The 12,723-nt window shown below is 54.8% G+C and carries 10 protein-coding genes; all 10 read right to left on the bottom strand.

Features of this window, described 5'->3' with window-relative positions:
* Positions 1–134 precede the first annotated feature (134 nt).
* The 10 genes from GP473_RS00615 to GP473_RS00570 all read right to left on the bottom strand — a co-directional run bounded on the left by GP473_RS00615 (position 135) and on the right by GP473_RS00570 (position 12,536).
* Complete coding sequence (locus GP473_RS00615) at positions 135–1,052, bottom strand: cutinase family protein (protein ID WP_185769641.1); 918 nt, start codon at positions 1,050–1,052, stop codon at positions 135–137.
* 56 nt (positions 1,053–1,108) lie between these two features.
* A complete protein-coding gene (locus tag GP473_RS00610) occupies positions 1,109–1,699 on the bottom strand; it encodes a DUF732 domain-containing protein (RefSeq protein ID WP_186276949.1) in 591 nt (196 codons plus the stop codon).
* A gap of 105 nt (positions 1,700–1,804) precedes the next feature.
* Positions 1,805–3,802, bottom strand: coding sequence for an alpha/beta hydrolase-fold protein (locus GP473_RS00605; RefSeq protein WP_186276948.1), 1,998 nt, complete (start codon positions 3,800–3,802; stop codon positions 1,805–1,807).
* A gap of 486 nt (positions 3,803–4,288) precedes the next feature.
* Entirely contained in the window at positions 4,289–5,317 is a 1,029-nt protein-coding gene (locus GP473_RS00600; protein ID WP_185769644.1) for an alpha/beta hydrolase, read from the bottom strand.
* Positions 5,318–5,739: 422 nt separating this feature from the next.
* The gene (locus tag GP473_RS00595; RefSeq protein WP_185769645.1) at positions 5,740–6,765 is read right to left on the bottom strand and encodes a decaprenyl-phosphate phosphoribosyltransferase; all 1,026 of its coding nucleotides are present in this window, start codon (positions 6,763–6,765) and stop codon (positions 5,740–5,742) included.
* 74 nt (positions 6,766–6,839) lie between these two features.
* The gene (locus GP473_RS00590; protein ID WP_185769646.1) at positions 6,840–7,373 is read right to left on the bottom strand and encodes a phosphatase PAP2 family protein; all 534 of its coding nucleotides are present in this window, start codon (positions 7,371–7,373) and stop codon (positions 6,840–6,842) included.
* Positions 7,374–9,428, bottom strand: a complete 2,055-nt coding sequence (locus tag GP473_RS00585; RefSeq protein WP_185769647.1) for a glycosyltransferase — start codon at positions 9,426–9,428, stop codon at positions 7,374–7,376.
* A gap of 243 nt (positions 9,429–9,671) precedes the next feature.
* A complete protein-coding gene (locus tag GP473_RS00580; RefSeq protein WP_185769648.1) occupies positions 9,672–10,520 on the bottom strand; it encodes a GDSL-type esterase/lipase family protein in 849 nt (282 codons plus the stop codon).
* A gap of 332 nt (positions 10,521–10,852) precedes the next feature.
* Positions 10,853–12,022: a UDP-galactopyranose mutase gene (gene glf, locus GP473_RS00575; RefSeq protein ID WP_185769649.1), complete on the bottom strand. Its 1,170-nt coding sequence runs from the start codon at positions 12,020–12,022 to the stop codon at positions 10,853–10,855.
* Between the two features lie 55 nt (positions 12,023–12,077).
* The gene (locus GP473_RS00570; protein WP_260620000.1) at positions 12,078–12,536 is read right to left on the bottom strand and encodes a TIGR02611 family protein; all 459 of its coding nucleotides are present in this window, start codon (positions 12,534–12,536) and stop codon (positions 12,078–12,080) included.
* Positions 12,537–12,723: the final 187 nt, after the last annotated feature.

Genomic DNA, 12,723 nt, shown 5'->3' with positions numbered 1-12,723 from the left:
CCGTTCATCCCGACTTGGGGTTTGTCATTCTTCTCACTCGGGGTGGTCGCGCGTCCCGACTTGGGGTTAATCGTTCATCCCGCTTGGCCGTGGATAATACCCGGCCAGGACCCGCACGTCGGCTGCCATCTCACTCAGCCGTTGATGAGGCCCCGCACCCAGCTGATGACCCACTCGGGCGTGGTTTCTCCCGGCACGACGTTCGGATTAGTGGCATACTGCGCATGCACTGCGTTGTTGGTGATCAGATCTTGAGCGCGTTGAATTGCATTGCCTAGATCACGCGGGGCGTCACACACGTGATCTGATGGCGCACATAGATTATTCACGCGGTCGTTCAGCTCACCGAATCCTCCCGGACGTGGTCCTCGCATGGTCGCGCCGGGCACGATCGGCTGAATGATACCGGATACCGGGTTGAGAGCGATCTCTGCGCCAACCCCCTTGTTTGCCTTGTTGCCGACAAGTTTCCCGACGCCATCCTCCTGGCGACCATCTGCGATAAGAGTCACACCCGCGATGGACTCCGCGGGTACCGATCCACGGCCTTGGCCAATGTCCGAGGCTAAATCACCGGCAATGACGGCACCCTGGCTGAACCCCAGCATGATAAAATGGGTAGCTGGACAGGCTGTGTGAGTGGCTCTGAGTTCTTCGCTCGCACGACTCTTGCCTTCATTACGCGAATCGTCATAGCTCATCTCCTGCAGCGCATTAATATTGCGAAATTGCGCAGTGTAAGGAACCGTCCATACCTTCAGCTGATCTTCCTTGAACTCTCCCTTGAGGGGATTCGTCATGGTCAGCAAAAGGGAATTCGGATTGGCGGTAGGGTTCATTGGGTCATCATCTGCTCGAGATTCCCATGTACCGGGGATGGCTATCAGTTCGTACGCGGAACACCCGGGCGGGTTTTCCGCCTGGGTCTTGTCAGGGGGTGTCGGGCCGCCGGGACCGTGGGTTCCCTGGTTTGAGGTCATCCATTGCCCCACACCAACGACGATGGCGAGCGAAAGGATCACCACCCCAATGATGGTGAGAATTTTGCGCATAGAATGCTAGTCCTAACTAGCGGAACGTGATTTGCTTCATTTATGGCGTGATCTGGTTATTTACAGTATGCCTCGGTCGCGGCGTCTGCAATGACTGGCTGCATTTCTTCAGCCTTGCGGTTTTTAATCACGCCTTGAGTCTCCAGCTGGCCGGCGGCCAGAGCTGTGAAGACATCTGGGGTGCCAGCTGCTTTGGTCTGACAATAACCGTGGGCTACTGCGATAAGCTGATCCTCCACTCCTCCCGGCTGCTGTGCTCCCTGCACCGTACCTAGATCGATACCGCCATCTTTGAGTCGCTTGAGATAGTCATTATCCTGCTCTGAACGGCTTGTCCCACCGGGAACGTCCTCCACTTCTTCAGCACCGGAATCCTGAGGCAGCGAACCCCCGTGGTTAGCAGTGTCCTCAGACGTGTTGTCCTTCTTGGATTCTGACGATTGAGACTCAGTGGCGTCGGCAGGTTTACTCACGCTCGGAACAGAAGGAGCTGACTGTGAATTATCCACGGTGGAGTCATCGCCACACGCGGTGAGCCCCAGCAAGGAGCTTGCAGCAATGACGGACACCATTCCGCGCGCCGCCCGCCGATGCGGATGACGATTGCTGAGTGCTGAGGTGCGTACTCGCAGAGTATTGAATGACATGAACGCCAGCCTACTTCCTTTTCTCTCGTGAAGACTCTTCTACTCTCGTGGGGACTCGTCAACGAAGAGAATCTCCACCCCGACGATGTCCTCTACTGCGAGCCTCTACTGCGGATCCTTCTGGATATGTCCGTTGATCTCACGGATCACGCCATTTTGGAACTTCACCTCATTACCGCCGGCGGGGATTGCAGCGAAGTCAGCCACTGGGAAACCAAAGCGACCTACCTCAAACCCCTCTTGAGCCCATGCGTCTCGGATCGCACCGTTCAGAATAGAGTGTGCGCCGGTTTCAGCGGACCAGTAAATCACTCCTCCATCGAACTCGGAGCGTTTGCCGTTCTTCGGGGTATCCAGTTCATCGGACTTTGGCCACTTCAGCCCAGATTCTGGTCCGCCGAGTTCCATGTATTTCTCGGCGATCTTACCTTGCACATACTGCGTGGAACCGTCTGGCTTGCGGACGATCACACCATTTTGGAACTGCTGGACAGCTCCACCCGCCACCTGGCGTTCGGCTGCCACAGGATAGCCCAGTGGACCATTCTCGTAGCCAGTCTTGCCCCATTCCTTCATGAAGTCATTCTTGACAGCAACAGCTCCCAGCTGTGGTGTCCAGTAAATGTGGCCGTTTTCAAACTTTACGAAGCGACCATTGTCCTTTTTCAGCGCTATTTCTTCAGTAAGGGGGTATCCGAGCCAGGACTGGGTGCCGTTCATACTGGAGTAGAGAGCACCGATACGGCCCCACAGGAAGTGAGCACCAGAGGATTGCTTCCAGAATGCGCGCCCTCCACGGAAGTCCTGGATCTTGCCTCCATCGGCACCATCATATTCATTCGAAATACAGGCTCCCAACTGAGGGAATTCGCCAATACGCCGCCCAATGTCGCCCTTCGTTTCACACTTCGCACCACGGTCTCCGGCGGGCAGGCTGAGAGCATTAGCGATATACGGCCATGCTTGCGTCATCTCAAATTGCCAATAAGGCCAGGAGTGGGTGCCCGATGGACGGAATTTGGACACCACGTTCACGCCTGCGCGCTTGGCGTAATTGACGAAGGTCTCGGTCGTCATTCGCGACATCATCTCTAGGCCCATGCCCACCGTATTCTCCGGCACGCCTGGGATTGGGCCATCTTTGTCAAAAGCGCCAGTGTTACCGTTACCGGCGGAGACGTAAACGCTCATATTCTTGAGATGCTCGACTCCCAGTTTTGGATCGTGGTCGATCCAGTCCTGAGAACCATATGGCCCCCACATCTTCTGAGCATCGTATCCACCACCGTCATGGGTGGCGTAGTCGATGGCCTGTGGCATGCCATACGAGGACACATCCAAGTAACCAGAGAAAGACCCCACAAACTTCCACATCTGTGGGAAGCGTTCCGCAAGGTTCATAGCGGCGGTGCCTCCCATGGAGAGACCGGTGATAGCGCGCTCATCATTAGAGCGCCATCCTTCACGAAGAACTGCTGGCAGCTCCTTAGTCAGGAAGGTTTCCCACTTGTAGTGCTTACCGTTATCTGGCTGTTGCCAGTCTGTGTAAAAGGACGATTCTCCGCCTACTGGCAGCACGACGTTAACGTTCTTGTCCGAGTAGAAGGATGCGATGTTGGTTTCGATTGTCCAACCAGACTCTTCTTCTTTGGCACGGAGTCCGTCAAGAGCCCACACGGTAGGAAATGTACGGTTGGGTTGGGAATACCAGTCGCGAGCGAGCAGCAACTGTACCTTAATGGGCTTGCCCGGCATTGCTGCTGAGTTGATAAAAACATTGGCCCAGCGGTCGGTAATCCACTCAACTCGATCCACAGATACCCCTTCCGGTAAACCTTTGAGATCCTGCCCGGTCACCTCAGTCGGGGTACGTTTTGGAGGATTACTTGGATTCAAGTAATCAGTTCCGGAGCCGGCTGGCACTGCGGACTGAGCATGGGCCGTTGGCAGGACGCTCTCGGCTGCTGGAGCTGGGATCAGCGGAAGTGCCAATACAGCAGCCAATGGCAGTGCCAGCGCTGCTGGTTTAATGCGACGGCTGGATCGCGCACCGGCAGACGCACCGGTAGTACGGCGTGGGGGGAGGATCGCGGCAATGCGCATAAGTCTTACTTCCTTAGATGAGCGTCAGGTGAGCGTCCGTAGCGAACGCTGTTTTTGTTGTCCGTGGTACGTGTAGCCCGCCTAGAGCCGACGCAGCCTAGAGATGTTCCGTGCGCGTGAGCTACGGTCCGTCTCATGCTCTTCGAAGCGAGTTCCCCTCCCGCTTCGAAATGCAGTTTCGGCATGTGACGGATGTCATTATGGCAAGGTTCTCGTCGGTTTCTCGGCAACACGCCCTAAACCTCAAGTTTTACTTGAGGTTTAGCCTATCAGAATTCCCTGACCAGCTGGAGAAAACGATAAGTTTATGGGCTCCGGTTTTACACGAACGTATCCGCGCAACCATACACGATCTCTTCCAACTCCCCTGCATGAAAAAACGCACCCTATGTGGGAGGGTGCGCTTATGGTGTCAGTGATGGCTCGGCACCACCTTGTCTCTCTCGAGGTTAAGGCAGCAACTGCGGGTATGCGAGATCAAACCTCTTAAGCTCCAACAGAAGATTTAATCTGACCACGGGCTGCGCCAAGCTCATTAGACCACAGACCCCAGTTATGGATACCCATCGCTGGATAGGAGGTTGCAATATTGGCCCCACCGGCACGGGCAGAAGCTTCAAAAGCACTCGTGGTGGCACGAGCCAAGAACTCCAATCCCATACCAGCTAGCACTCCACCGGGATCCTGAACCCAAAGACCAAGCTCTTCTGGGGTCGTAACACCGGTAGCAGCGGACAAGAACATATTGATGCCCTTGTATTTGCCAATCACAGCAGAGGTAGTTGGATCATTGCGAGTAAGCTGCTCCGAACCTGGCACTCCCCACATGTTCCAAATCTGCGCGCCTGGACCAGCCACATCCAACATGGCTACCTGGAGAGCGGCGTACATCGCTGGATCTGCAGTACTTGTGTAACCAGACAAGGAAGTCACCTGTTTGAACTGGTCGCGGTGATTTGCGGCAAGATTCAGAGCCGCGGTACCACCCATAGACAGGCCAGCAATAGCATTGTTGGTTGGGGAGACGCCGAAGTTAGACTGCAAATACGCAGGCAATTCGCGAGTGAGGAAGGTCTCCCACTTAGGGTTCTTCGGATGAGTATCTGGGCCAACAAATGAACCATTCCAGTCAGTATAGAACTGAGCCATACCACCCACTGGCATAACCAGGGTCACATTGTCATCCACGAAAGTCTGAGGAGCCCGGCCAGCGCGCGACCATTCGTTGTATACCGAACTAGCCCGCATACCGTCCAGCAGATACAGTCCTGCGTTTCCGCCGTTCTTAGCAGCACGGATCTGTACCTGGATCATCTGCCCCATCGATTGGGAATAGAGCCAGCAGTTCTGAACCCACCAGTTCTCCGGACCCCACGTACAACCCTTACGTAATTGGTCGCGATTTGCAGATGCAGCCGGAGCAGCTGCAACAGCCAAGCCAAGGGCAGTTGCCACCGCAACCAGCAGAGATACCAGGCGCTTCACCAGCGGCTGAGAAGTGTGTGTAGATGTCATATATTCCTTCTCCTGCAGAGGATTATCGGATGGTTACGTTACCAAACCTTTATGCGGCTGCCAAACGCTGCCCGATCTCCCCTTGCACCAGGGGAAACGAAGGCTAATAGCAGCACACAATCCGCTGTGTAGAACCGGCAATTTTTATGCAATAGATATCTTGTTAGAGATATCTATTGTGCGGCTCGCGTTTTATTAAATAAGCACGCTTGCTGGCCATTACATGGCTGCGATCCTCTACTTATGCGGTGCGGGAATATATCCTCATCAATTTTAAATTGAGGCTATCATCCCCATAAGGAGACGTACATATCAGCTGCCGAGGATCGCATAGCCTGTGCTTACGCAAGAGGGACAGAAATCAAACCCATAACCACAGCGACAGGAAACACCCTGGAACCGAAAGATTGGTTCCTACTCTCCTACGACAACGCCGGGATCACATATGCAGCGACCGCAATGCAAGCGAGCCAAGCAACGGCAAGCACCTGGAGGGTGCGGTCAGTCAACGCAATCTCATCTGGCGCGCCACCGTCACCGCGATCCACATCAGCGGCATAACGCAAAATAGCCACCGTAAACGGAACCATTGACAGTTGGTACCACACTGCTTCCGAACCGTTGACCTGCTGAGATAGGTCAAAGCCCCACAGAGCGTAGCTCAACACCACGGCAGTTGCAGACAATGTCCACACAAATCGCAGGTACGTCAACGTGTAGCTCTCCAAGGACTTACGAATCTTAGCGCCTGAGCGGAGAGACAATTTGAGCTCCGCATAGCGCTTACCAGCAGCCATGAACAGCGAACCAAATGCTGCCACCAGCAAGAACCACTGGGACAAGATGATCGCTGCGGCCACTCCACCGGCCATCGCGCGCAGCATAAATCCAGAACTGACCAACGCAATATCAATCACCGGCTGGTGCTTCCAGCCAAAGCAATATCCCAGTTGAAGTGCAATATAAACAGCGACGACGATCGCGAGTCCATACCCTGAACTAGCTAAGAAAGACCCGCAGACTGCGGCCAATATGAGCACCATAGCCATCACATATGCCGCGCGAACCGGCAATACTCCAGCTGCGATGGGACGGAAACGCTTAGTTGGGTGCGCACGGTCGGCTTCCACATCCCGTGCATCGTTAATGAGATAAATAGAACTCGCAGCCAAACAAAACGCAATAAAGGCGATCAATACATCCAGAACCACCCTTGTGGAAAACAGCGATTCACTCCCCGCGGCCAGAGGTGCGGCTACCACCAAGATGTTTTTTACCCACTGCTTCGGGCGCATAGCCTTGATCATGCCGTCGACCACATTTTTCGGAGGCTGTGGAGTCTTCGCATCCGTACCTGTGCTCGTGGCGCTGTTGTTCTCAAGACCCGAAGTATGCGGCTCGGGGTCAAGGAACGGTTGTGCTTGAGATTCGCTGGAGCGTTCGCTCACCGTTTCTCCTTGTAGTTGTGTGAGTGTATCTGTGTGTAATTCCGCATCTCCCCACCTCGGCGGGGATCACTTGGCTACTTTTTCTTCACTCCAAAGTGACGCACAATCTTCGCTGTGGCAAAACCGATGAGGCTGCCGGAAACTACATCCGTTGGGTAGTGTACGCCTAGCACCATACGAGACAAGGCCATCGCCGGCACGCCCAGCAATGGCATCTTTCTGCCGGTGATGTCACTCAGCGATACCAAAGCTGCTGTTGAACTTGTTGCGTGAGAAGAAGGAAAACTCAGCCGGGAAGGAGTTCCCACCCCAATCTTGATGTCCGATGCATGCGGGCGCGGACGGCGGATGACCCGTTTGATCACCACAGATGCAGCATGCGCCACGAAGGCGGACACTCCCATTGCCACCCATTCCGGTCTGCGATCAGGATTCTTCTCGACTGCATAGCCTAGACCGGACAAAGCGAACCAGCCCAGGGCATGCTCGCCAAAATGGCTCATCCCTCGTGCCGTTGTCAATGCACCAGGTATGTCGAATAACACATCCTGGAGGGACACCAACACGCGGGATTCGCCGAACGGATCGCCCTTAATCTGAGCGCTCATTTAAGCCTCCGGCTCAAAGATCTGCTTCCAGGCCTCCCGACTAGCAAGTTCAGGAGCTGCGGCTTGGTAGCGGTCGCGCATTTCAGCAAACTTCTCCAGCACCTTCTTCTGCAAAGCCGCGGATTCCTTTGCCAAAGCCAGCGCCTGATCACGGTCACGTTTGCGGTAGACAACACCTTTACCGTCAGCAGTTGTGACAGTGGCGCCATCGACGCGCGACAAGCTAAACCAACGTGCCTCGATAGGCGTGAGGTTTACCTGCGGAGCTTCGTGGTGGCGCGGATCCGCCGTCTTCGCATTATTGAACAGCCCCTGAGCTAATGTCTTAATCTTGGACACGGGATTCAACGGAATCGTTGTGAGACCTGGCCGTGCGCCGGTGGGATTCGGTAAATCAGCCGCCGAACGGATGATCGTGGCGTCGGAATAATTTTTACGCATCCCGTTGATCCGAGGCAGAGCAGACTCGAGGATCTCAAACAAATGCTCTGGCCCAGCCAGGAAGTCCTTCATTGCCTCATTATGGATGGCCACGGTGGAGTATTCCAGGCACAGCAGATGCTTAGCAGTTGCCTTAGCCTGGGACAGCATTAAGCGCTTTGGATCCTTAAGCCCCTGGATGGCCGCGACAATCAGTCGATTACGCAGGTGGAAGTAGGCTTGCCAGTCAATCGCGTCATCTTTGTCGGTCCACGCCATGTGCCAGATAGCGATTCCTGGCCACGATGCAGTTGGGTAGCCCGCATCTTTGGCACGCAGAGCGTATTCGTTATCGTCCCACTTAATAAACAACGGCAAGGGCTGACCGATGGTATCCGCAACCACGCGTGGAATCATGCACATCCACCAACCGTTGTAATCAACATCGATACGGCGGTGCAGGTTCCTAGAATTTGGAGACCTATCAGTAGGAGTGCCGTGAGCTCCTTCCTCGGAGCAGTCACGCAATGGGTGCTTGTAAAAATCATGGTCATAGTGGGTGTGCGGCGCCCCGCCCCACATGAAGTTCTGCCAATCCATAACTTCGCCCATGGTATGCAGGTGACTGCGTTCCAGGAGGTTGAGCATCTGTCCTCCGACCAGCATGGGGGACTTGGCATATCGAGCAACTGCGAGGGCTCGCAAGATGGAGTCCGGCTCAATCGCAATGTCGTCATCCATGTAAAGAATGTATGGGCTGGTGGTACCACGCTCATCGTGGCGAGCTTCATACATGATGCGGGAGTATCCGCCGGATCCGCCGAGGTTACCCTGCTGGATGATGCGCAAGCGGTCGCCATAATGAGCTGCTACTGTGTCAAAGCCGGGTTGGTCTGCCGGATGCTGATTGCCCTGGTCTGGCATGATGACGGCCTCAACTACCGCGTCGACGACCGGGTCCGAGGAAAGAGCCTCGAGTGCCGCGACCGCGTCGGTTGGTCGGTTGAATGTGGGGATGCCGATAGTCACCTTAGATTCCGCCGCCGGGAGGGTATCACCCGGTTCCAGTTGTCGTGTCTCACCAGTCGCCATGTCGCGATAGATGGTGGGAGTTTTCACGACCTGCTCGCCGGCTTCCTTGGTGGCATACCACCCAGCATGGTGAATAGTAGTTTCGGATTCTGCTGTGATGTCGAACCAAATCCAACCACCATCTTCGAAATTATCCAGAGGAATGGTGAATTCCGCTTCACCGTTTCCTTCGGCGTCCACCTCAACGATGTCCCCGGTCACAGCGATGCGGGAACCGTCGATTTTGGAGCGGTAGATGTCAATGCGTGCATCACCGCTCAGGCTTACGCGCAGCTGTACTTCGGTCAACTGCGACCAGCGACGCCAGTAGCTCGCCGGAAAAGCATTGAAATAAGTCTCGAAGGATACTTCGGTACCCGCTGGGATGATGCACTCAGTGCGGGAGAGGGCAGTGACACGACCAGGGGTCGATTCATTCTCAACGATGTACAGGGAACGTACATCACGTGGCTCTCCGCGCTGAGGCAGAATGATGCGAGCAAGGCGGGTGGTATCAACCGTGGCAAATGCCTTTTGATCAGTTCCGGGGGTGGAATCAGACATGGAAAAAGCGCTAGCCTTCACGAGTAGACAATAAGACAGGGTTGATTATCCCTTATTTCAACCCGGCTGGCTTAATTCGCCACGCCTTAGTTTTCGCGTTTCTATCCTCTGTGGGTTTCCGCGCCCACTTCACTTCAACTCTTGGCGCGGACTACTGGACGGACTTCGTCCATTCTCATTGCACAGATCCCCACATGTCATTTCACATGCGGGGATCCTGAGTATATCTATGGGCACCGTGCGTTAAATCTTCCGAGCCATGATGTAGGCCACCTGACGAGAACCCTCATGGGTCAAGTGGTTGGTCATGTTGTACGGAGTGGACTCGTTGTCCACAATGCCAGAGACCCAACGGCGATCGGCAGGCGCACAAGTATCGTGACCAGCGGTCTCTGCCTCCAAGCTCTGGAAAGACACTCTCTTTACACGAGCTGTCTCCTGCATCCATGCATGCACTGCATTAAGCATGTTACGGATTGGGATCACCGGGAGAGCGCCAGATTCGATGCCGTTAAAGTGCACTGGGCAGAACTCACCATTAGGACCCGCCAACTGTGGGTATCCCATGAGCGTAATGCGTGCATTTGGAGAAATTGCACGTACGCGATCAATCTGAGCACCCACGGCGTCAAGGTAGCGGCGCTGTTGAGTCTCGAAGAGATCCAAGCCCTTATAGGTGTCGTTCAAGCCAATCTGGAAAACGACTTTCGCTGTGTTGGGAGTGAGTTTGCGTTGACCGATTGCCTGGTCAACCTGGGTGCTGAGAAGCTTCTCTGGTGCTTCCGGGGCATAAGCGACCGCGCCGTTACAAGGGAAATCATCGACGGGAAGCCCGGTCGCCCACGCCAAATGCGGCGCAATACGTTCAGCTCCCCGCGGGCAGCGTCCTTCAGCTGGCACATTCGGAGAGACTTTGCCTGGCCCCTGGACGTACTCAGTGATGCCCGCGTATGCGTTGGCGGTCATTGAATCGCCGAATAGGACGATATTGCGTGGTGCTGCTTCAGCCGATGGGGCTAGGGACACAGCAGTTGCCAGTGCAGTAGCGACGGCAACCAGGGTGGCCTTGAAGGAGGCACGCTGCTTGGTCATTCAGTCTCTCCGATCAAAACGTTCAGGTGAGGTCACTCAACCAACCTCATCTGTCACTTGCGTAACATTTCTGTGTGTTTTCAAAACAATACCCTCGCCTTATCGCCCACACATAAAATTCTGTTACACACTCAGAATCAACCGATCCTCCCCCACTCAGCTACCTGGCCTTTCCCCTCCCAACTACCTAATCCTCCCCTCCCGAAGTCACCATATTTTATTTCATATTTATAGCAACAGCATGCAACCCGCCCCGTGCCCCTTGCGAGGAATACCTGTCACCAGGAACTCAGACTCACCGGGAACCCAGAGCGGGTCAATGTGGGATCGGCCTACAGTAGCGGCTCCAACTTGTTGTCATACATGGACAAAGCGGCGCCAATAGCCATGTGCATATCCAGATACTGGTAAGTACCCAGACGTCCGCCAAAGAACACCCTCTCGTTAGTTGTCTCAGCATCGGCTAATTCACGATACTTCAACAGCATCTCGCGGTCTTCCGGGGTGTTAATTGGGTAGTACGGCTCATCGTCGTCATCGGCAAAGCGCGAAAACTCCTTCATGATGACCGTCTTATCCTTCGGATACTTGTCTTCGCGCTCCGGGTGGAAGTGACGGAACTCATGAATGCGAGTGAACGGGAACTCTGCGTCGTTGTAATTCATCACTGGAGTGCCCTGGAAGTCGCCAGTGTTCAACACCTCCGTCTCAAAGTCCAGGGTGCGCCAACCCAAACGCCCCTCAGCATAATCAAAGTAGCGATCCAGCGGGCCCGTGTACACCACCGGAGCATCGGGAGACTCGGATCGGATATCCTCACGCACAGCGAACCAGTCCGTTTCCAAACGCACCTCGATGTTCTCATGCTTCGCCATGTTCTCCAGCCAGGCGGTATATCCCTCGACCGGCAGTCCCTCGTACGTGTCGTTGAAGTAACGGTTGTTGAACGTATAGCGCACTGGCAGGCGCGTAATGTTCCCCGCCGGCAACTCCTTTGGATCGGTCTGCCACTGCTTGGCGGTGTAATCGCGAACGAACGCCTCATACAGGGGGCGGCCAATCAAAGCGATCGCCTTCTCCTCCAGATTCTGTGCCTCGTCCACGTCAATCTCGCCTGCTTGCTCCTTAATAAGCTGCCGAGCCTCGTCCGGGGAGTAGTACTTACCAAAGAACTGGTTAATCAGCCCTAATCCCATCGGGAACTGGTAGGCAGTGCCCTTGTGCATGGCGAACACTCGGTGCTGGTAATCAGTGAAGTCCGTAAACTGGTTCACGTAATCCCACACGCGCTTATTGGAGGTGTGGAATAGGTGGGCTCCATACTTGTGGATTTCAATACCAGTCTCTGGCTCAGCCTCGGAGTACGCATTACCACCAATGTGGTTACGCTTCTCGACGATAAGCACGCGCGCGTTCTTCTGGCTGGCGGCTCGCTCGGCCACAGTGAGACCGAAAAAACCACTACCAACCACGATCAGGTCATATTTGCCATTTCCGCTCATGCTCACTCACACTACCTGCGAACTTCCACAACATGCAGCAATTACGCTGGGCGGGTCACCCTTGTTTCTCCCCAAGCCACCTCAGAGCCCAGTCAGGCAGTTTCTCCACCAGAGGACGCAGCCACCTTTCTGTCCATTCCAAGGAGCCAGTTCGCCACATAATGATGAAGATGCCGATGAAGATAATCCAGATAACTATGAGCATCACAACTATCCAAAATCCTTTGACTGCTTTGCTTTGGGGGCGCCACCAATCCTCAAATTTGTCGTACTGACGGATACCGAATGCAAGGACGTTGTTTGGCCATGCCAGTTCTAGCGATAGGATACCGACGCCCAAAAACACCGTGAACCAGCCCGGCCCAGGGAATGGAATGGTAATAAGACCAAAGATAACCACGAGCCAGCCACCGACCAAGGTCAATGGCCGAACGAGCCATCCATGCTTCTTCTGTTTGAGACGGCGGTGATGCATGTGCACTTTGCTTACTTTGCGCGTTACCGCCTCACCCATTTTTGACATAAGTTCCACCCTACGGCAGTCACCGCACCCCACAGATATTTTGGACCGCAAACCCCCGTGCGCAAGTACCGTCCCATTCTCGTCCAGGCTGGACATCACGCGAGAGAGGCACACCCCGGGGCGCAGGTACCGTCCGCACTCATGACCGGAGATTTCGCATCCGAGACGCAAACCTCAG

The organism is Corynebacterium anserum (genome assembly GCF_014262665.1).
Lineage (GTDB): Bacteria > Actinomycetota > Actinomycetes > Mycobacteriales > Mycobacteriaceae > Corynebacterium > Corynebacterium anserum.
Note: the sequence above shows the minus strand (reverse complement) of the source record. Positions and strands in the feature narration are given on the sequence as shown.